The sequence below is a fragment of the Leptotrichia hofstadii genome (genome assembly GCF_007990525.1).
Taxonomy (GTDB): Bacteria; Fusobacteriota; Fusobacteriia; order Fusobacteriales; family Leptotrichiaceae; genus Leptotrichia; species Leptotrichia hofstadii.
The window spans coordinates 269,748-291,947 of sequence record NZ_AP019823.1; the positions used below are offsets into that span (position 1 = coordinate 269,748).

Below are 22,200 nucleotides of genomic sequence, written 5' to 3' on the forward strand. Positions count from 1 at the left end.
AGGTGAAAAATGGCAGGATATTTAGTAATTGGGCTTGGAACATTTGGTAGAAGTGTAACTCAGACATTATATGAAAATGGTAAAATGGTACTGGCAATAGATCAAAGGGAGGATCGTGTACAAAAGGTAATTGATGATGAAATCGCAAGTGATGCAATTACATTGGATGTGACAGACGAAAATTCAATCAGGAAAGTAATAAATGATGACTTTGACACTGCTTTTGTCTGTATTGGAGACAATACCCAGTCCAGTGTATTTGTTACGGTAATTTTAAAGGAAATGGGAATAAAAACTATCATTTGTAAGGCAAAAAATGAATTACAGGGGAAAATTTTAAAAAAGATTGGTGCAACTTCCGTTGTTTATCCAGAAGAAACGATGGCCAAGGAAACAGCACTTGGGGTAATAAGGCCCAATATAACGGAACATTTTAAATTTTCAGAAAAATATAGAGTGTTTGAAATAAAAGCACCAAAGGATTTTGATGGAAAAAATCTTATAGAATTAAATTTGAGAAATAAATATGAAATGAATATTATCGGGATAAAAGATGAAAAAGAACTAAATATTATGCCACTTCCAAATACTATAATAAGAGAAAATAATGTACTATTAGTTATCGCAAATATAGAAAAAATGATGTTATTTGGGAAAAAATACGTTTTGTAGTAAAAAACTTAATTAAAGCCTTTCAAATGTAAAATAAATTGTTATAAGTATAAAAGTATGGTATAATTTAGCAAAACTCTAATAAAATAAAAGGTTGAAAAAATGAAAAGAATTAGATACAAAGTATTGTTTATTTTACTGTTTTATATTATACTTTTTGGCAAGATGAATGCTGCTGGACAAGTTATAGAACTGGAAACAGAAAAATCTACAATAAATCTGGAAACAGAGGAAATAAATACCGAAGGTAATGTTACCGTAAAATATGGAGATTTTACAATAAACGCAGATAAATTGAAAAAAATTGCCAACAAGAACATTCTTTCAGGATCTGGAAATGTTGAATTTACTCAAGGTTCTCAAATTATAAAAGCTGATAACCTTATTTTTGATATGGACACAAAATTGGCGAAAATATTTAATTCAGAAAGTTATGACACTAAGATAAAATTACGTTATGGCGGCGAGGAGACGCTGGCTGAAGGGAATAAGGCCATTTTTATAAAAAATGGATGGTTTACAACGAGTCCATACGAAAATCCAAGCTATAAGATAAATGCTGAAGAGCTGGAAATATATCCCAACAGAAAGGCTATTGCGAGAAATATCGGAATCTTCGCAGGAGGAAAGACATGGGTTAAGCTGCCGTATTATGTAACCTCCCTAAAACCTTCTACCCAAAGGGCAACATTATTTCCGTATATTGGAATGGACAGTGACAGGGGCTTTTTTGGGATAATGGGATTTGACTATGATTTAGGTCCGCTTGCACAGGGATTTGTGGACTTTGAGCTAAGTACGAAGCAGAAATTGGCAATAAAATTCTCAAATGACTATGCCTTCTGGGGGAATAATTCAGGAAATATATTTATAAACAGGTTTGTCGTTCCAATCGGAAATCATCGTAAGGAATGGGATTTCAAGTGGAATCACAAAGTAAGAAATACTCCCAAGAAGGAAAAGGAAGACAGGAAGTTCTATGATGCTGGATACGGAATATGGGATTTGAACTATCAGAATATTACAACAAATCTGATGTATGCCGTCAATGGAAACGAGCTGAAGGATGATTACACAGAATTTGTGGATAAATACAAACAAATTGGATTCTGGAATCTGAATATCAATCAGGAGCTTGGGCAGAATGGGGAATTGAATGCGAAATATTACTGGACGCAGGATAAGCACGCGCTTAAAGCGTTGACTGAAATAAATGATAAAATTATGGATGATGACAATTTGGATCCGCGTAGAACAGATGTTGATTTATATAAAAACATAAAATATACAAATGGAAACAATAATGTTGCGATAACGGTTGATAATGAAGATTTTCGGGATATTAACCCAGGATATGTGGGAGATTTAAATTCATACAGAAAAAAACGTAACTATGGAATTGATTTTAGAGGACCGAAAATAAAATTTGATTATCTTGATTCCGATAAGGATGAATACGGAGAACTGCTTGGAATGCGTGATCGTGGAGATGATAAGACGATTCACTGGGTACAGAATGTTGCCTACGATAAGAGAAAGGAATGGGGGTTGACTTTTGGAAATTACTATCCGTTCAGGGAAAGTAATTTTTTTGGCTATCAGCCTAGAACAGGTTATCAGAATCTGACAAATACTTTGTATTTCGGAGCGCAGGTAAAGCAGGTCGATATAAGAAAAAAAGAATATGAGTATGACTACACCAGAGATAACGAAAATTATAATGCCTTATTCTTAAATCCGGCAACTACTGATGAAAGCAGAATATATAAAGTTTACGAGGATAACGTGACGATTCGCCGTCCAAAGAAAATCATCTACGAAAAATACAGGCTGCAGAAGTTTAATGCGGGAAATGACAGGATTGATATTCCGTTCAAGGATTCGTTTATTGGATATAATCTGGCATTTGAAAACAGGGATTACAGCAGTCTGGGAGTACCTGAATTTGTTAACGGGCGAAAAGTGGAGGATCTGGATTCTCAGACAGGATACAGGGTAGCAAAGGACTCGAGCGGAGAAATTATAAGGCAAAGTCCGTCAATAAGAATTTTTACGCTTGATACACGTCTATTTACGACATTTTTTGATAATACATCAAAGAAAAATAACAAATATGATGTGAAAGTTACAAACGATGCGACTGTTACATTTCAGAGAACAACAGCGGGAAGTGCAACATACAACGGCTTTGATATTGTGGAAGTGCCGACAAATGCACTGGGGCTTAGAAATGACTTCAATTATCATATAGGTAATGTAACATTCAATTATAACCTGACAATGAGGGATGACAGACATTTTAAGGATAACTGGCTAAAAAACAGATATGTCAGAAATTATTTCAAGGCTGACATTGCAAACAAAAGATTTGTAAGCTTTGACTTTGCCAATAATGAAGAATATGAATTTGAAAATTTCAAGTCCGTAAGGGATTTTAACAGGGAGATTCAATATGGATACCTTTCGGATGCAGGAGATAACTTCCTGTACCGTTTTGGAGAAAAGAATAAACAGCTATTCCCTTACAATACAAGCCTTGGGTGGAATCAGAAAGTTTACAAGGAATCCATGAAGGAAAGAACTTTTGGAATAAACTTTAACGAATGGGGATTTGAGTACACAAATCTTGTAAATAAGGCAAATGACATCTATGGGGATAATCCAAACTTTGGCTATCCTGCGTTAAAACTAAAAACAAATTACCACAGGCTGGGATTTGTCTACGATACATCAAAAATGAAAAATAAAAAATTTGAGTCAGATCACTATTTCAGAGTAAATTTTGGATTTGGTAAAAAGATATACAGGGACTTGAACAATACACCGATAAATACTGCAGATGACAGATATATCCGTGGGAATGACTATACGACAATAGGATTCCTGTATAGATATGAAAATAATGCTCAGCCTAGATTTGCTGCGGATGTGGAGAAGAAAGAAAAGGCAAAGGAAAAGGAAATTATCGAATCTGAAAATCAGATTAAGGACATAAACATAGTAAAAAATTCAAATACGCAGGAATTTTCCATTAACAATGCAAATAAATCCTCAATTGACAAAATTGTTGTCAATAGTGACGACAGGCTTTTTCTTAGCAGTGAAGAAGAGGAAGCGTATAAAAGTTATGTCGAAGAGGAAAATTACCGTCAAAACAAGTTCAGCCTGAATGACTTCAATACGAAATTACAGAATTTAAGAAGCCATAAAAAATATTTCCAGATTGGAATGGACATGCAGATAGATGGATCTGATGCCGCTAATCCAAGCGGAATGAAAGGATTTGACAAAATTAATGACTTGTCCTTCAAGATTGAGGCTGGATATTTGGAAAAAATGTTTATCAGATATGCTTTTATAATGGAAAGACCTGATAGAATATATAGAAATAATCCGACACGTAACAGCACTTTTGATTTTAGAAAGCATGAACTTGAAGGAAAATACATGTTTTCAAGGGATCCTGACAAGCCTTGGTGGGTTGGAGGAAAATTCCAGTATGTTCAAAATGGAGCTCCAAAAGCTTCTGATCCTGAAATTTACGAAAGTTCATGGTATGCTAAAAAAGTTAATAAGCTAACATTGGGAATGGCAACTTTGAGCCATCGTTTTGAAAATATTGAATGGGAAATCGGAGCAGGAATGAAATGGGACAAGCCAAACAACAAAAAGCTGGGCTACTATCCAGTAGTGTCTCTTAAATTTGGAATAACACCGTTCCCTGAAAAAAATGCACAGTTTAAATATTCTGGAAAAGGATTTGAATTTGGAGCAGGATTATAAAAAATATAATAATGGAATAAACATTAGAAATACTAATAAACTGTATTTTCTAATGTTTTTTCATATTGTATCTGGGAATGCTGAACTGATAAAATTATACAGGCTTGCAGTTTTTGAAGGGTAGCCATGACTTTTAAATTTATTTTGTTTAATGAAGGAGATGGGAAGAATGAAAAAATATACTCTTGAAATATGTGTGGATAGCGTAGAATCAGCGATAAATGCACAAAGAGGCGGAGCGGCAAGGCTGGAGCTTTGCAGCGGCTTGATAATAGGGGGAACTACTCCTACAAAAAGCTTGTTTGAAGAAGTAAGAAAAAATGTGGATATTCCAATAAATGTTTTGATACGTCCTAGATTTGGGGATTTCTTGTATTCAGACTATGAGATAAATATTATAAGGAATGAAATAAAAATGTTTAGAGAAGCGGGAGTTGATGGAATAGTTGCAGGAGTTTTAACTAAAGATGGGGAAATTGATATGGAAAACATGAAAAGATTTATAGATGAAGCTCAAAATATTCCAATAACGTTTCACAGGGCATTTGACGTATGTAAAAATCCGATAAAGGCATTTCATCAGCTACAGGAATTGAAGGTTCGGAATATATTGACATCAGGACAGGCGCAAGATTGCCTGAAAGGTAAAAAGCTGCTAAAAGAACTGGTTGATCTTTCAAACAAGAATAATGAAAATAAAACGGAAATACTTGTTGGGGCAGGACTGAATATTAAAAATATTGAGGAAATAGCAGATTTTACAGGTGCAGTTAATTTTCATTTTTCTGCAAAAAGAATTAAGCAAAGCAAAATGGAGTACAAAAAACAGGATGTAAATATGGGATTAAAAGAATTTGATGAGTTTAAAATTTTGGAGACAGATGAGGAGCTGGTAAGGGAAATGGCTGATTATTTGCAGAAAAGATTTTAAAAATATCTGAAAAAAGCCAGATTTTTTAAGTTTGGCTTTTTTTATGTCCGTTATTTAAGCAGGAAATATTATAAATTATAAGATTTCAACTTCAAATTCATCAAATCCCTTTTTATAGTTTTCTAAAAAATCTTTTTTATCTTTTTCACAAATAAATATATCAAAATTCGATAAATTGCTAAATTTATAATTTCCCAAAATTCCTAATTTTCTATATTCAGTAGCTAAAAAAATCTTTTTGGAAATATTCATTATTTCTTTTTTTGTATTTCCGTCATTTGCTTCAAAATTCATTACTTTTCCAGCTTCCAGATCAATCCCGGCGCTTCCGATGAAAGATTTGTCAACATTATATTTTTTTATGTAGTTAATTGCCTCAATTCCCACATTTCCTCCGATTTCCTTATTGTACTCTCCACCAATCATAATAATAGTTACTTTTGAATTTTTATTGAAGTGAGTGGTAATGCTAGGCATGTTCGTTATGAGGGTTATTTCTTTTGAGGAATTTGCAAGGTATTCGGCGGCGATGTAATTTATGCTTGTAATGTCAAAAAATATTGTTTCGCCATCTTCAATATTGTCAATGATTTTTCTGGCAATAATCTCCTTGTGTGCTGTCCTGTTGATGATTCTTTCCTCAAGAGTGCTTGTGTGAGCGAGTTCCTGCAGCAGAATAGCTCCTCCGTGGGTTCTTTTCAGCCTTCCTTCCTGTTCCAGCCTTTTCAGGTTTTTTCTTATGATAACTTCTGAAACATTGAATTTTTTGGCCAAGTCAGTAACTTTTACTTTTTTCTCACTTTTTAAAATTTCCAGTATTTTTTCCAGTCTTTCATCTAAAAACATGTTAAATCTCCAATATTTGTTATAAATTAATAAAGCGGCTTTATACTAAACCCCGTTTAAAAAATAGAAATAAAATTCTATAAGAAGAATATCTTATATGAATACTTAATGATAAAATTCAATTAAAGGCTATTATATATAATTAATAAGCAAGCATAACAGCATATCTTGTAAAAAATGGCTTTAATTTCATGGATTTTTTGATTTCTGCTATTTAAACAGGATTTAATATTAAAACTAAAAAAATATATAAGGGAAATCAATGCCCTTGCATTAATGATTTTAAAATGCCCAATTTCCTTTTCTAAACACAGGAACTCTTGTCCCATCTTCCAAAATTCCGTCAATATCCATTTCCGCATCGCCAATCATAAAGTCAACGTGGGAAATAGACTGATTAATGTGAGCTTTCTCCAATTCTTCTTCAGTCATTTTTGTACCATCTTTTAGGGTAGTTGGATATGCAGCGCCCAATGCCAGATGGTTTGAGGCGTTTTCATCAAACAATGTCTGGTAATAAAGAAGCCCAGAGTTAGAAATAGGGGAGTCGTTCGGCACAAGGGCAACTTCTCCAATTCGTCTCGAACCTTCATCAGTATCAAGCAGCTGCTTCAAAATCTCATATCCTTGCTCCGCTTCAAAATCCACAACTTTTCCATCCTTAAAAGTCAATTTGAAGTTATCAATAATGTTCCCTTGATAAGAAAGCGGCTTTTTATTTGAAACATAACCATCTGCACGGTCTCTGTCTCCAGCCGTAAATACTTCTTCTGTCGGCATATTTGGCAAGAAATCCGCTCCTTTTGCATTTTTACTTCCAGCCGCTACCCAAATGTGATTTTTAGGAAGTCCTACTGTCAAGTCAGTACCTTTTGAAGTATAGTGAAGCGCTACAAAGTTTTTATTGTTCAAAAATTCAGCTTTTTCAGTCAAGTTTTGCCTATGATCCTCCCAAGCCTTAACCGGATCAGCTTTATCAATTCTTACAGTTTTTAATATTGCATCAAGCAGTTTTTCCTGTGCAATATCAGTATTTGCTTCATCTGGGAATACAAGTTTTGCCCAGTCTGCCGAAGGATAGCTTGCGATTGTCCAAGAATTTACATCTGTCATAATGCATGTTCTGTAATGTTTATAGGCTTCCCCAGCATTTTTTGTCAATGCTCCCAGCTTTTCAGCATCAATTCCAGCAAATAAATTTGGAGAACTGCTTAAAATGTGTATAAATACGACATTATTATCAAGATAATCATTTCTTTCGTCAATTGCCCATTGTGGGATGTGTGAATAGACTTCTTTCGATTGATATTCAGCATGAAGTCTTGATAATTTGTCATCTGTCAATTTAACATGAACATCACTTGCTCCCACTTGATAAGCTAATTCTGTAACCTTATAGACTAACGGTAAAGCATCAGTTGTACAGTTTACCCAGACTTTCTGCCCTTTCTGTACATTTGCCCCAATTTTTACAATTACCTCGGCATATTTATTTAATTTTTCTTCAAAGTTGTTCATTTTTATTTCTTTCCTTTCAAAATTTTTTACTATTCATATTTAAGAGCATACCCAAAATCTAACGATATTGCTGCTCCGCTTAACATAATATTATCTCTATAATGCTTAGCAGGGCTGGAGTATGTTCTTTTTGCCTTTGCTGATGTGCTGGCACTTAAACCGACTGAAAATCTTTCTTTTCTAACTCCAATACCAAAAGCGGCATATCCAGTCAGAGGTCTGGCTTTTATTTTTCCAGTACCTCCATTGCTGTCAGTCCATTTTACGCTCCCATTTCTAAGTGCAAAACCTAATGAAAGTTTTGTGTATACTCCGTTATCTGTACCAGTTCCGAATATTAAATAAAATGGTATGGAAACTAAATTTCCAGAATTGCTGTTTATACCGTTTCCCTTAACTTTCAAAGAGTTATATGTTATTCCTGTTCCTAAACCCATTACAGCATCGCCATCAATTCCAGATATTCCTTCGGCTGCAATTTTAACACCGCTTCCCAGTGCATACTTCCCAGCTTTTTGCTGATTACTTTCACTTTTTGGTTTAGCATAAATAGGACTTACAATAATCTCGCCTCTCTCTCCATATGCCATAGCAAGCGGCGTTAATAACATAAACATCAAAAATAATTTTTTCATAAAAAGTTCTCCTTGTATAATACTATATTTTTATTTATTATTGATAAAAGATTTTCATTTTCTCGTTTTTCTCATTATCTTTATAAAATTGTAAGTCATGATATTTTTCGGATTCAAAAATATATAGTTCATCATTATCTGAATAAGAATTATTACTTTTTAGTTTTTTTAGTCCTTTATAGAAAATTTTTGTATATGTTTTTGTCTTTTTTAAATATAATTTATAATTATCAATATCCAGTTTTTCATTTTCAATCTCCGAATCTTTTATTTTCTCAGCTTGAGATATTGCTAATTTAAGATCTTTTTCTAGCATTTTCAGTTGATTTATAAAGTTATTATTTTTTTCTTCTTTAAAAACCAAAAGATTATCAATTTTTTTATTAATTAAAGAAATGATAAATTTTATTCGGAAAATATTATATGCGGCAGTTTGTCCACTATTTTTTAAATTATTTAGTAAATATTTTGCCGAGAGGGACTCTAAATTTTGAAATTCTGATACAAGACTACTGTCATAATAACTGTATGACATAAGAATTTCTTCGTATTCTTTGTCTAAAATTTTACCTTTCTGAAAATTATCTTTTTTATATTCGTTACTTTTATAATAATTCTCAATTTCTTTCATTTTTGAAATTTTCTTTTCAGAATACTCAAAATATTCATTTAATGGTTTTTCAAAGTCTTTTAGGATACTGTTGTTTTGAATCATGTTTTTTAAATATTCTTTCGTTTCAAAATATTCTTTTTCTATTGGAGTTACTGGGTATTTTTCCACAAGTTCTCGTATATTTATTTCTGAAGGAATAAAAAACTCTTCTTTTTCACCTCTTTTTATCCTAAAATACATGCTATATTTTGAATCATATTCAGAGAATACATCATCATACGAATTAATAGTTTTTAATACCCCTAAAAATGGCGACATATTCTGAAGTTTTTCAAATTTTACCTTTTCTTCTTCAGTCATTTTATCAGATTGAGTTTCTTTTAAATTAGAACCATTATTGCAGCTAAAAATAAAAATAGCTGTAAAAATTAACAAAAAAATTTTTTTCATAGTATCTCCGTAAAAAAATTAGTCTTCAAATCCATTTGGATTTTTTTTCTGCCAGTTCCAGGAATCTCTGCACATATCTTCGATAGTATATTTTGCTTCCCAGTTTAATAATTTTTTGGCTTTTGAGGCATCGGCATAGGAAACGGCAATATCTCCTGCTCTACGGCCGTCAATTACATACGGGATAGTTTTTCCAACGGCTTTTTCAAAGTTTTTTAGAATTTCAAGGACGCTGTAACCTTTTTCACTTCCCAGGTTTATTGCTTCAAATCCAATATTTCCGCTAAATAAATAGTTTATCGCAGCCGAATGTCCTGCCGCCAAGTCGTTTACATGGACAAAATCTCTTATGCAAGTTCCGTCAGGAGTGTCATAATCATTTCCAAAAACGTGCAGTTTTTCCAGTTTTCCTACTGCCACCTGAGTTATGTAAGGGGCAAGGTTGTTTGGAATGCCGTTTGGGTCTTCTCCGATTCTTCCACTTTCGTGAGCCCCTAATGGATTAAAGTATCTAAGGGCAATAATATTCCAGGAATCATCAGAAGTTGCCAAATCAACTAAAATATTTTCAATCATCAGTTTTGTACGTCCATAAGGATTTGTCGCACCCATTGGATCGCCTTCGACTAAAGGCATTTTTTCAGGAATACCGTAAACAGTGGCAGAAGAGCTGAATACAATATTTTTTACATCAAATTCCTTCATCACTTCAAGTAAAGTAATCATACCAAATAAATTATTTTCATAGTACATAAGTGGTTTTTCCACAGATTCCCCAACAGCCTTAAATCCTGCAAAGTTAATTACAGCATCAATTTTGTTTTCACTAAAGATTTTTCTCAAGCCTTTCTTATTTTTTATATCAAGCTCATAAAAAGATATTTTCGTTCCAGAAAGTTCTTCTAAAATTGAAATAACCTTTCTGCTTGAATTACTAAAATCATCAGCTATAATCGGATGAAATCCTTTCTTTATCAAGTCTAAAACAGTGTGAGAGCCGATATATCCAGCTCCTCCTGGGACTAAAACTGTCTTCATAAAAACATCACTTCCTTCTAAAATTTTATATTTCCATATCTAAAAAGCAAATTTTAAAATTATCAAATTAACTATGTAAATTAATTTTTTCCATAATTTCATCAAAAGTTTGAAATCCATTCAAAGTTTCTACAATTTCTCCATCCTTAAAAAGAACAAGCATAGGAAGTCCTCTTATCTTAAATTTAGTTCCAAACTCAGGGTAATCGTCAACATCAACTCTGACAATCGTGCACTCGGAACTGCTGGCCACCTCAGCAAGAACCTTTTCAAGCATTTGGCAAGGTCCGCACCAGATGGCATAAAAATCCACAAGTGTAAGTCCAGTATGCGAAATTATTTCATTTTCAAAGTCTTCTCCAGCATAATTGATGATTTTACTCATATTTTCACCTCTTAATTTTTATAAATTTATATTTTTCATTATTATACCAATTTTAATTAGTTTGTGCAATTTTATTTTTTCTATCAGAAAAATTGATTTCTATTGTTTGGAAAGGTATAATATGGTAAAATTAAGAAAGATAGGAAAATTTTTTATCAACAAAAATATTTTGATTATCAAAATAAAAAAATTTAATTGTAAAAAGTGCAAAAACATTATATAATTAATTAAAAAACAATAATAAAGGAGGTTTTTATGTTTGAAAAATTTCGGCTGAAAAAGTTATCAAAGGTTATACAGTCGGTTATACTGAATCTTTTTGGACAGTTTGGGAAAAACGGATGTTTTGACACTTTTTCTAAAATAAATTTTTTAAATATTGAAAATGTTGCTTTATTATATAAAAAAAATAAAAATATTATACTAGGAAAAAGTGACGAATTTCTTAAATTACTGGATAAGTATATTTCCAATTCAGGCATGGACTTGTCTTTTCTGGAAAATGTCGATTTGAAAAAACTCATAGAAAATTTTGAGAGGCTCTGTTCCAACGGATATATAAACTTTATTGAAAATGATATAAGAAAAAAAATAATTGAAAAAATTACAAAGCTCATAAATATTTTGCCAAAGCTGCATTTTTGCAGCGTTATATTGAATTATACTTCAATAAGTAAAAATATAAAAATTGGCAGAGCTCCGCCATATAATTTTTACAAGTAATTATGCAGTAATTATCTATAAAAATTATAAATTGGAGGAAATCAAATTGAATGAAATAACAGAAATTAAAGAAGAAATTCTGGAAGAATCGAAGGGGAAAAGTAAAATAGAACTAAAGGGAATAAAAATTGGGAAATATTTTATTGAAAAGCCGATAGTTCAAGGTGGAATGGGTGTTGGAATCAGCTGGGACCAGCTTGCTGGAAATGTAGCTAAAAATGGATGCCTTGGAACAATAAGCGCCATCTGTACTGGATACTACCAAAATATGAGATTCGTAAAAAAAGCCGTAAATGGTCGTCCTCTTGGGACAGAAAATGCCTACAACCGTGAAGCACTTTTTGAAATATTTAAAAATGCAAGAAAAATTTGTGGAGATAAACCGCTTGCGTGCAATATTCTTCATGCAATAAATGATTATGAGAGAGTGGTAAAGGATGCTCTTGAGGCTGGGGCAAATATTATTGTTACAGGAGCAGGGCTTCCGTTGGAACTTCCAAGGCTTGTAAAGGATTATCCGGATGTGGAAATCGTGCCGATAGTTTCATCAGCCAGAGCTTTGAAAATAATCTGCAAAAAATGGAAAGCTGCTGGGAGAATGCCGGGAGCTGTAATTGTGGAAGGGCCAAAAAGTGGTGGACATCAAGGTGCAAAATATGAAGAATTATTTGCTCCTGAACATCAGCTGGAAGCGATTTTGCCGCCAATTAAGGAGGAACGTGATAAATGGGGAGATTTTCCTATTATAGCGGCAGGTGGAATATGGGACAATAACGATATAAAAAATATTATGGCGCTTGGAGCCGATGCCGTTCAAATGGGGACAAGATTTATCGGAACTTACGAATGTGATGCAAGCGATGTTCTAAAACAGGTTCTGCTCGATGCAAAAGAAGAGGACATAGTAATTGTAAGTTCGCCAGTTGGCTATCCAGGACGTGCTGTAAAAACGAACTTAGTTCAGACGTTGGAGCCAAATACAAAGAAAATAAAATGTATAAGCAACTGTGTATTTCCGTGTGAACGTGGAAAAGGTGCAAATAGAGTGGGATACTGTATTGCAGACAGCTTAGGAGATGCCTATTTAGGTAGGCTTCAAAGTGGATTGTTCTTCTCGGGAGCTAACGGATGGAGATTAAAGGAAATAGTGCATGTAAAAGATCTGATAGATGAGCTTATGACGGAGATTGATTAAGAGTATAATAAAAATCAGGAACAAGGGGCGAATACAGGGAAATCCCCTTGTTTTCTACTTATTTTAATGAAACGGATATAGATTTTGAATTTCGTTTTTAAGCAGTTTTGCCATATTTGAGTCTTGCAGAAAATTTGTGCATTGAATCTGTTTTATCTTTTACTGGAAGATTGAAATATGGCGGTATAGACACTCGTAAAACAAAAATAAAAAACAGAAAATGGAGAAAAAAATGACTAGAAACATAAGTATAAAAAGGGTAATAAACATTCTTATGAACAAAGATGCCGATGAAACCGAAGATAATAAAGGAAGAAAAGTCAGAAAAAATGAAAAGCGTGAGCCGATGAAACCTAGGACAAAAAATACAGAACTAAAGGAACTTCAGGATTCAGAACTTTTATATGTGCCTCTTTCACAGCATATAGGAAGTCCTGCAATTCCAGTGGTGGAAATAGGTGATTATGTAAAAAAATATGAAAAGATTGGGGAATCTTCAGGGGTTATTTCGGCTAATATACATTCGCCTGTTTCGGGGGACATCGCTGATATTGTGGAACATTCACTTCCAAATGGAAATAAAGTGAAAACCGTCATAATTGCAAATGATTTTCAGAATAAGCAGGAAAAACTTGTCAAAAGGGAACTGAATGATTTAAAGCTAATCAAGAAGGAAGAAATTTTCAGCATAATAAAGGAAGCCGGAATTGTAGGGCTTGGAGGAGCTCAGTTTCCAACACATGTAAAGTATGACATAAAATTCAGGAAAGTAGACACGCTTATAATAAATGGAGCTGAATGCGAGCCATACTTAACTTCAGATTATTCTGTCATGAAAAATCATACGAAGGAAATAATTAATGGGCTGAAAGTCATACAAAAGCTCTTAAATCCTAAAGAAGTTGTAATTGGAATAGAAGAGGAAAACAGGGAGCTTGTGGAAGTGGTTGAGGAAATGGGAAGAAAGGAAAAATTTCAAATAAAAGTAAAGCTTCTTCCTACAATTTATCCACAGGGGAGTGAATTACAGCTAATAAACACGGTTACAGGGATAAAGGTGCGAAAAGGGGAGCTTCCTTTGGAAAAAGGCGTTGTTGTAAGTAATGTAAGCACAGTCAAGGCAATCTATGATGCATTTTTTGAAGGGAAACCGCTTATTGAAAGAGTAGTTACAATTTCTGGAGAGGAAGCAAGGAATATTGGAAATTACAGGATAAAATTCGGCACACCGCTTTACCATATTGTAAAGCAGCTGAAAATTACGAATGAGGAAAAGGTAATTTTTGGAGGGCCTATGATGGGGATAGAGGTATTTGATTCGAGAGTGCCTGTAATAAAAGGAACTTCAGGAATATTATTTTTAAGCACGGAGGAAATCGAAAGAAATAACTGTATTTCGTGTGGATACTGTGTTGAAGCCTGCCCAATGAATCTTATGCCATTTGAATTTGCAGATTATTATGAAAAGGGAAAATATGAAAAAATGGTAAAAGCTAACATTCAGAACTGTATTGAGTGCGGAGCATGTGAATTTGTCTGTCCGTCCAGAGTTCCTCTAATGGAGAGCATAAAGACCGGAAAGGCAGTTCTTTCAGAAATGGGGGAAAACAGGTAATGGCAGATGATAAATCTTTGCTTGAGGATATACTGAATGTAAGAAAAAAAAGATTTAAAGATGCACTTTTTGATAATGATGGCTCACAAATTTCTAAAAACAACTTTGTAAGTGAAAATGAAAATGAAAATAAAAATAAAATAGACATGGATGATAAGCATATGGATTTGAAAAATAAAAAAACAAATGAAATTAATGAAAAAGTAAAAACTAACAGCGGAAAAATAATAAAGCTTGAAAAAATAAGAGAACAGAAAGCCAAAAGAGAAAGGCTAGAAAAAGGTTTTATACAGCCAAAAGAATCAGAAAACGTAAATAAAGACAATCAAAATACTGAAAATTTGAAAAAAATTGAAAAAACACAAGAAAAGACAGCAAAATTAAATAATCAAAATGAAAACGTAAATTTAAGGAAAAATTCCGATAAATCGGTAAAAACAGATACAAAAACAGTAAATACAGCCCAAAAGGAAAAAGCTGCTAAAAAGACAGACAGAAATTCGATAATAAAAAATTTCTTTAAAAATCGAAAAAATAAAAAACTGTCATTTACACCTTATATCCGTACGGAAGTTGATATAAGAAGCGTTATGAAGGATGTGATTATATCACTTATTCCTGCTATTGTCGCGGCATCTCTGGTATATGGAGCAAAAGCTCTTCTAGTAATTGTAACTTCTATTTTTTCAGCAGTAGTAACTGAAAAATTATTTTCAATAATATTTTTGAATGACAAGGATTCTGCACATGATTTATCAGCAGTAATCACAGGGATTTTGATGGCTTTGACTTTGGCGCCTCTGACTTCATTGCCAGTTGTCGCTTTTGGAGCGGGCATGGCTATAATTTTTGGGAAACTGATGTACGGAGGAATTGGGAAAAATGTACTTAATCCCGCAGTAGTAGGACGTGAATTTATGACAGTTTTCTTTCCGGCGGCGATGTCTTCTGGAACTATTTGGTTTAGTCAAGAAGCACTAAGACTATCAAAAATAAATTTCTTCGTAAATTTTCAGAAAACACCGATTATGAGCTATTTAGATGAACTGCTGCTAACTTCTTCAGGCTCATTGGGTTCATATTCTGCATTTGCATTAATTCTGGGAGGATTGTATTTATTATTAAAAAACCGTATTTCATGGCATATCCCTGTAACTTTATTTGCCACATCATTTATAGCCGCAATGGTTTTAAAGGATGGAATTTCTGTTTCAACGGGAGGACTTTTATTAACAGGAATATTTATGGCCACTGATATGCCGACAAGTCCATCATTTGCAGGCGGAAAGATTTATTATGGAATAATGCTGGGTGTTGTGATTGCGCTTCTGTCAGTGCTTGGAGTAAAAAATGAAACATTATCGTATGTATTGCTAATTTTGAATCCATTTACGAGATTTATAAATAAAGTGTTCCGTCCAGTTGTATTTGGATACGATGTGAAGGAAGAAGTTGTAAAGCAAGGTGGAAAAGCAATATTGCTGACACTTGGAATTATTGTTTTTGCATTAATTTTTATAGGTTTACATAAGATAGGGGCTATTCCATATTTAGTTTATTTATATATTTTAGTGTTAACATTGCAATTAATAAGAAGTGATAGAAATAAAAAATTTAATTAAATAAAAAAGGAAATTAGCTAAATAATTAACTTAATTTCCTAAAAAACAAATTTGTGCAAGGATAATGGAAATAAAAATCCTTGCATTTTTTGTTAAAAAATAATACTCGTCTTTTCCCTTTCAAAAATCAAATTTTTCTCAATTTTTTCATCTGCATCTTCCATAAAATCAATGAAGTGCTTTTGATTTTTAGATTTTTGATTCAGCATTTTCAGTTTATTTTTAGTTTCAGAACCGAGATGGTTGTCTTCTTTTAAAATATTTCGCACATCCTGATTCAGCACAAGTACTTCATTTATCGAAATTCTGCCGCTGTATCCATTGGAGCATTCACTACAACCTTCTCCCATACATTTCTGGCATTTTTTTCCAACCAGCCGTTGTCCAATCACGCCAATTAACGAATCTAATATCAAATATTTTGGAATACCCATATCCACTAGCCTAATTAATGTGGAAACAGCGTCGTTTGTGTGAATTGTGGATATAACAAGATGTCCTGTTAATGCGGCTCTTACAGCAATTTCTGCAGTAACTTCATCACGAATTTCTGAGATTACTATAATATCAGGATCGTTTCTTAACGTAGCTTTCAAAACTTCAGCAAATGTTACTCCAATATTCTGATTTACCTGTACCTGAACAATTCCCTCAATTTTACTTTCAACAGGATCTTCTACAGTTATGATTTTTTTTCTTCCGTCATTTAACATAGTTATTAGGGATTTTAAAGTTGTGGATTTTCCAGATCCTGTCGGACCGCTTACCAAAATCATTCCATATTTTCTAGTTAAAATTTCTTTTAACATTGCTATGCTTTGATTTGAAAATCCAAGTGTTTCAAGATTTATATCTTCCAGATAATTTTCAAGAATACGTAAAACCATAGTTTCACCACCGATTGTTGGCATGTAGGCAGCTCTTATGTCGTAACGTTTATTAAGATTTTTTATATTAAATAAAAAAGAAAAGCTGCCATCTTGCGGCTTTCTTTTCTCTGCAACATTCATTCCCGCCAAAATTTTTATTCTGGCAATAATTTCCGTGATATTTTTTTCCAGCACTTTTTTATTCACAGTTTCATATAATTGTTGGCTTTCCATAAGGTATCCATCAACTCGATACTTTATTTCCATTCCTTCAAGCAAGTCAAATTTTATGTGAATATCACTGGCACGCTCCTTAAATCCAGCTTTTACAATTTCATTTAGATAAGAAACCGTGTCGTTTGATAATATATTGTTTTTATTATCTGCAAAGTCTTTAAGTTTTACTTTTTCGTTTAACTTTTCGTTTATTTTTTTATTCATTGTCCTCAATTTTCCTTCCCGCTTTTATATTTTTATATTTTATTTATTTCTTTTTAACACTTCCAGAATTAAATTCTTCCAGCACTGCTTCTGTCTGTTTTGTCAATGTTTTAAATAATGCTTTCTTAATCAAATTGTACCATTTTAAAGTAGCACGTTGAGCATCAATCCCTTTTAATGTTTCTTTTAGCTGCAATTTAAAAAAGTCAACTTCTTCGTAAGAAAGTTTCACATTTTTAGTTTTTTCCTTTTTGTTTGCCTTTGTTATTTTTACTTCATTTTCTAAATATTTGAAAAAAGCAAATACATTTGGAAGCTGCTTTTCGTATTGACTCATCATTTTTCTCATTTCCTCGATCATTCTTGTCAGATAACTTCTTGACATTTTAGAAAACGTAACATTAACTTTTCTTTTTCCTTTTCCAACTTTCTGCACAATCTGCTGCATTTTCGCTTGTGATTTTGCATTTATTAAATCCATATTGCTAACAGTATTTGGATTTACCATTTTTGCCATAAAAGACTCCTTTCCATTTATTATTTTTATATTTATAATAATTTATTAAAATTATAATTATTCTACTCAAATATCTAACTTTTGTCAATTTAATCTTAAATATCATCATCTAAAATTATTGATTATTTCTTCAAATGCAATATTTCCTTCTCTTAGCAATGTCAATTTTCCATCTTCATATTTCACAATTGTAGAAGGTTTTCCTGTCAGTTTCACTTTTTCATTTGAAATAATTATATCTGCATTTTTTATTAATTCCTCGCTCAGTTTTTCTACTTTAGTGACAGCATTTTCGCCTGAAATATTTGCACTTGTGGTTAATAAAACGCCTCCAGATTTTTTTATTATTTCAAGGGCAGTTTCATTTTTTGGAATACGAATTCCAATTGTTTCCATATTTTTATCAAAATGTTTTGTAAAATTCTGATTTGCACGAAAGATAACAGTCAATTCTCCCGGCCAATATTTTTTGAGTATATTTTCAATTTTTTTTATATTTTCATCAGTTTCGTTTATTAATTCTGCTAATTTATTTTTATCACTGATTAAAGCGATTATTTTTTTTGAAAAATCCCTTTTTTTTATTTTATAAATTTTTTCCATGTATTCTTTTTTGGGAAGAGTGCCTATTCCATAAACAGTGTCCGTTGGAAATATGGCAACTCCTCCCTTTTTTAAAATATTTACTGCATTTTGAATTTTAGTCATCGTTACCATCATCAACCGGCATTTCAAATAAGTCGCTTATTGGATTATTTGTAGCAATTCTTTTTATTATTTCCGCCAACATTTTACTTGTTGATAAAATTTTCAATTTGTCGAATTTTCTGTCTTCGGGCAATTGGATTGTGTCAGTTACCACAACTTCTGTAAAGGCTGAGTTTTTTAATCTTTCGATTGCAGGATCTGAGAATACGGCGTGTGTAGCACATGCGTAAACTTCCGATGCCCCTTTGTCAATCAGAGCCTGCGCCGCATTGCAAATTGTTCCCGCTGTGTCAATCATATCGTCAATTAAGATGGCTTTTTTCCCTTTTATATCTCCAATAATATTCATAACTTCCGAAACATTTGCCTTCGCACGTCTTTTGTCAATTATCGCAAGCGGTGTATGAAGCCAGTTTGCAAGCCCTCTTGCTCTTTTTACGCCTCCAACGTCAGGTGAAACAACAACAGTATCTTCCGGGTGGAATCCATATTTTATAAAGTGTTTAGCCAAAATTGGCAATGCTTCCATGTGATCCACTGGAATGTCAAAAAATCCTTGAATTTGTCTTGCATGTAAATCCATTGTAACTACTCTTGTAGCTCCTGCAACAGTAAGCAGATTTGCAACAAGTTTTGATGTGATCGGCTCACGTGGACTTGCCTTTCTGTCCTGCCTTGCATATCCGTAATAAGGAATTATCGCAATAATTTCTCTGGCTGATGACCTTTTAATCGCATCAATAAAAACTAAAAGCTCCATAATACTTTCATTTACAGGTTTTGAAGTAGATTGGATGATAAACACCTTGCATCCCCGTACACTTTCATTTGACTTTGCAAAAGTTTCTCCATCAGCAAATCTTACAATTTCAGCAGATGATAAATCCATATCCAAATATTTTACAATTTTTTGTGCTAAAACTTCACTTGATGTTCCTGCAAATATTCTTATTCTGCTCTTGTCTTCCTTGGTTAATGTTATCATTTCATTTCCCTTTCTCTCTATATTTTGAATTTTTATTAAAATATTTTTATTTTCCATTAAGTTATAAGGTATTAAATTTACATAATAAATGTTTTATAACATTTTCTGATTTTTTGACATTTTTCAAAATGTTTTACTTATTTTTTTCTTTATTTACCTGTTTTGCCCTTCCAAATGCAAGTGCTTCATTAGGAATATTCTTTGTAATAACAGAACCTGCGGCAGTTAGCACTTTGTCTCCAATTTCTACAGGTGCTACAATTATTGAATTGCTTCCAATAAAGGCATTTTTTCCAATTTTAGTCTTATGTTTATTTTTCCCGTCATAGTTACAAGTAATTGTTCCTGCGCCAATATTTGTATCTTCCCCAACTTCAGCATCTCCAATATAAGTCAAATGCCCTGTTTTCACACCTTTTTCAAGCGTAGCATTTTTTATTTCCACAAAGTTTCCCACATGTACAGTTTCTTTCAAATGCGCCTTTGGACGTAAATGTGCAAAAGGTCCCACAGTTACCCCTTCCTCAAGAGTAGACTGCTCAACAACAGAAGCCTCTATTTTCACATTATCAGCAATCACAGAATTTTCAATTCTCGTATTTCCCAAGATTTCGCAGTTTTTCCCAATTTTCGTATTACCTTGAATTGTAACATTTGGATGAATTACAGTATCCTGTCCAATCTCAACGTTATCTTCAATATAAGTTGTATCTGGGTCAATCAGAATTACTCCGTTATCCATAAGTTCAGTATTTTTTCTGTTTCTTGAAATTTTGCTTGCCTGTGCTAACTGAGCTTTTGAGTTTACTCCTAAGATTTCATCTTCATCTTCAATTTGAAAGCTGTCAACACTGTAACCTTCATTTGTCAATATTTTTATAGCATCGGTTAAATAATATTCACCTTTTGAATTGTTGTTGTCAATTTTTTCTATCGCATAAAGCAGACTTTGATTTTTGAAAATATAGACTCCAGTATTAATTTCATCTATTTTTTTCTCACTTTTGCTTGCTTCCTTTTCTTCGACAATATTTGAAATTTTGCCATTTTCCTTAACAATCCGTCCATATCCAAATGGATTTTTAACTTTACATGAAAGCACAATACAGTCAAGATTTTTTTCATCAAAGTTATCCTTTAATTTTTTCAAAGTTTCTTCTTTTAAAAGAGGCGTATCTCCGCAAGTGATGAGCACATCTTCACCGTATTCCTTGATTTTATCCTTTGCAATTAGAATAGCGTGTCCTGTTCCAAGCTGTTCTTCTTGTGTGACATAAACGACATTTCCCATTTCAGCTAGAACATCTTCCTTTTTGTGTCCTAGAATAAAAATATTTTTTTCATTCCCGATATTTTCCAGCACATTGACAACTCTTCTAATCATAGGAACACCATTTACCTTGTGTAAAACCTTCGATTGATCGGACTTCATACGAGTCCCTTTCCCTGCCGCCAAAATTAACGAAATCATCATTCCTCCTTCAATTTAATTATTAACAATAAAATATTCGTTTTCATTTTACTCAAGCTATAAAAAATCTAGTGTTTAAAAAAACTCAAATTTTTGAATTTAACAAAATTACTTTACGTTCTAATTATATCAATTTTTTCCGATTTATTCAAATGTTATGAAAAAGTTTTTTATTTGTTAAAATATATTGCAAAAAACTTTAACTTTAACGAGATGTAACCTTATATATAGCAATAATTTGTTATATAAAAAATATCAATATCTAAATAATTTATATTCAAAATTTCAATAAATTGAAAATTTTTATCCAATAGTTTTAATTGTAATTTTTTATTTTCCAATTTTGTTACTATCCCAACTTTACTATCTTCAAAATCTTCATTGTCAATAAAAACAAATAAATTATTTTCCTGACAAATTTTTAAAATTGAAAGATAATCTAGCTTATTAATATTTTCAAAATATTTATTTAAGTTTATTTTGTCAATATATTTAACTTTAGTAAATGGTTTAGATATTTCTTCAATAAATTCTTTTCGGATAACTGTTACAAATTTTTCAGTTGCAAAATCGAAAATTTCTTTTAAAACTAGAAACTTTTCATTTTCCATAACAATATTTCCAATATAAGTTTTTTCAGCAAATAATTTAATTTTATGAATCTCAAAATCTTTATTTATTTTTTTCCTGTCAAAAAATTTTATCAAACGGATATAATTTTTAGAAATAATTTCTCTAGAAGTTACATTTAGATTATAATCCAGTATTTCCAAAAGATAGTTTTCTCCAATTTTTTTGGTAATATAGCAAATTTCTGTTGTTTCGTCCTTTAAATGTAAAAAAACTAAAGTTCTGTATTTTATAATATTTTCTAAAATATCGTCAATGGAATTTAAGTTTTTTGTATACAGCCATTCGTAACTGCTTTCCGTTTTATCTAATAAGTTGCTTCCTAAATTTTTTATATAATCTGAATCCAAAATAATTCTTTGAATTTTATCAATTTGATAAATTTTCATTCCATCTTCATTATTTTCAGTATCATAAGATTTTAAAAGTAGATAATTGTCCCAGATTTTTATTATATTTCCAACAGAAAATCCATCAGTATCAAATCTGTAAATTCCAATTTTATCAATACTTTCCAAATTTAATAAAAATTTTTTCATTCTTTCTCCATCAA

General features: G+C 32.2%; 19 protein-coding genes. 7 read left to right on the forward strand and 12 right to left on the reverse strand.

The window, feature by feature from the left end; translation table 11 throughout:
• The first annotated feature begins 9 nt into the window (after positions 1-9).
• The 3 genes from FVE77_RS01240 to FVE77_RS01250 all read left to right on the forward strand — a co-directional run bounded on the left by FVE77_RS01240 (position 10) and on the right by FVE77_RS01250 (position 5,386).
• A complete protein-coding gene (locus FVE77_RS01240; protein WP_006805673.1) occupies positions 10-672 on the forward strand; it encodes a potassium channel family protein in 663 nt (220 codons plus the stop codon).
• A 102-nt stretch (positions 673-774) separates the two neighbouring features.
• Positions 775-4,455, forward strand: a complete 3,681-nt coding sequence (locus FVE77_RS01245) for an LPS-assembly protein LptD (RefSeq protein ID WP_026745192.1) — start codon at positions 775-777, stop codon at positions 4,453-4,455.
• A gap of 169 nt (positions 4,456-4,624) precedes the next feature.
• Entirely contained in the window at positions 4,625-5,386 is a 762-nt protein-coding gene (locus FVE77_RS01250) for a copper homeostasis protein CutC (protein ID WP_026745193.1), read from the forward strand.
• Positions 5,387-5,461: 75 nt separating this feature from the next.
• Here the strand turns inward: FVE77_RS01250 and FVE77_RS01255 are convergent, their stop codons facing one another.
• From FVE77_RS01255 to FVE77_RS01280, 6 genes are all read right to left on the reverse strand, one after another.
• Entirely contained in the window at positions 5,462-6,232 is a 771-nt protein-coding gene (locus tag FVE77_RS01255) for a DeoR/GlpR family DNA-binding transcription regulator (RefSeq protein WP_026745194.1), read from the reverse strand.
• A gap of 282 nt (positions 6,233-6,514) precedes the next feature.
• Positions 6,515-7,750, reverse strand: coding sequence for an aminopeptidase (locus FVE77_RS01260; protein ID WP_026745195.1), 1,236 nt, complete (start codon positions 7,748-7,750; stop codon positions 6,515-6,517).
• 29 nt (positions 7,751-7,779) lie between these two features.
• Complete coding sequence (locus FVE77_RS01265; protein ID WP_026745196.1) at positions 7,780-8,385, reverse strand: hypothetical protein; 606 nt, start codon at positions 8,383-8,385, stop codon at positions 7,780-7,782.
• A 37-nt stretch (positions 8,386-8,422) separates the two neighbouring features.
• Positions 8,423-9,448 carry a DUF3829 domain-containing protein gene (locus FVE77_RS01270; protein WP_026745197.1) on the reverse strand — a complete coding sequence of 342 codons (1,026 nt, stop codon included), beginning with the start codon at positions 9,446-9,448 and terminating at the stop codon, positions 8,423-8,425.
• A gap of 18 nt (positions 9,449-9,466) precedes the next feature.
• On the reverse strand, positions 9,467-10,486 hold the full coding sequence (gene galE / locus FVE77_RS01275; protein WP_026745198.1) for a UDP-glucose 4-epimerase GalE: 1,020 nt from the start codon (positions 10,484-10,486) through the stop codon (positions 9,467-9,469).
• A 67-nt stretch (positions 10,487-10,553) separates the two neighbouring features.
• Positions 10,554-10,871, reverse strand: coding sequence for a thioredoxin family protein (locus tag FVE77_RS01280; protein ID WP_026745199.1), 318 nt, complete (start codon positions 10,869-10,871; stop codon positions 10,554-10,556).
• Between the two features lie 255 nt (positions 10,872-11,126).
• Between FVE77_RS01280 and FVE77_RS01285 the strand changes: the two genes are divergently transcribed.
• The 4 genes from FVE77_RS01285 (at position 11,127) to FVE77_RS01300 (ending at position 16,026) form a co-directional block, all read left to right on the forward strand.
• Entirely contained in the window at positions 11,127-11,594 is a 468-nt protein-coding gene (locus FVE77_RS01285) for a hypothetical protein (protein ID WP_026745200.1), read from the forward strand.
• Between the two features lie 55 nt (positions 11,595-11,649).
• Positions 11,650-12,789 (forward strand): NAD(P)H-dependent flavin oxidoreductase, encoded by a 1,140-nt coding sequence (locus tag FVE77_RS01290; protein WP_269208471.1) that lies wholly within the window; start codon positions 11,650-11,652, stop codon positions 12,787-12,789.
• Positions 12,790-13,021: 232 nt separating this feature from the next.
• The gene (rsxC, locus tag FVE77_RS01295) at positions 13,022-14,404 is read left to right on the forward strand and encodes an electron transport complex subunit RsxC (protein WP_026745202.1); all 1,383 of its coding nucleotides are present in this window, start codon (positions 13,022-13,024) and stop codon (positions 14,402-14,404) included.
• Entirely contained in the window at positions 14,404-16,026 is a 1,623-nt protein-coding gene (locus FVE77_RS01300) for an RnfABCDGE type electron transport complex subunit D (RefSeq protein ID WP_026745203.1), read from the forward strand. Before rsxC ends, FVE77_RS01300 begins: the two co-directional genes overlap by 1 nt.
• Positions 16,027-16,118: 92 nt before the next feature.
• On the opposite strand, the gene FVE77_RS01305 is transcribed toward FVE77_RS01300, so the two are convergent.
• The 6 genes from FVE77_RS01305 to FVE77_RS01330 form a co-directional block, all read right to left on the reverse strand.
• Positions 16,119-17,336, reverse strand: a complete 1,218-nt coding sequence (locus tag FVE77_RS01305) for a GspE/PulE family protein (protein WP_006805689.1) — start codon at positions 17,334-17,336, stop codon at positions 16,119-16,121.
• A 43-nt stretch (positions 17,337-17,379) separates the two neighbouring features.
• The gene (locus FVE77_RS01310; protein WP_006805690.1) at positions 17,380-17,853 is read right to left on the reverse strand and encodes a hypothetical protein; all 474 of its coding nucleotides are present in this window, start codon (positions 17,851-17,853) and stop codon (positions 17,380-17,382) included.
• Positions 17,854-17,958: 105 nt separating this feature from the next.
• Positions 17,959-18,561 (reverse strand): L-threonylcarbamoyladenylate synthase, encoded by a 603-nt coding sequence (locus tag FVE77_RS01315; protein WP_026745204.1) that lies wholly within the window; start codon positions 18,559-18,561, stop codon positions 17,959-17,961.
• Positions 18,554-19,546 carry a ribose-phosphate diphosphokinase gene (locus FVE77_RS01320; protein ID WP_026745205.1) on the reverse strand — a complete coding sequence of 331 codons (993 nt, stop codon included), beginning with the start codon at positions 19,544-19,546 and terminating at the stop codon, positions 18,554-18,556. Before FVE77_RS01320 ends, FVE77_RS01315 begins: the two co-directional genes overlap by 8 nt.
• Before the next feature lie 133 nt (positions 19,547-19,679).
• The gene (gene glmU, locus FVE77_RS01325) at positions 19,680-21,017 is read right to left on the reverse strand and encodes a bifunctional UDP-N-acetylglucosamine diphosphorylase/glucosamine-1-phosphate N-acetyltransferase GlmU (protein ID WP_026745206.1); all 1,338 of its coding nucleotides are present in this window, start codon (positions 21,015-21,017) and stop codon (positions 19,680-19,682) included.
• Positions 21,018-21,238: 221 nt separating this feature from the next.
• Entirely contained in the window at positions 21,239-22,186 is a 948-nt protein-coding gene (locus FVE77_RS01330) for a hypothetical protein (RefSeq protein ID WP_026745207.1), read from the reverse strand.
• Between the last annotated feature and the right edge of the window lie 14 nt (positions 22,187-22,200).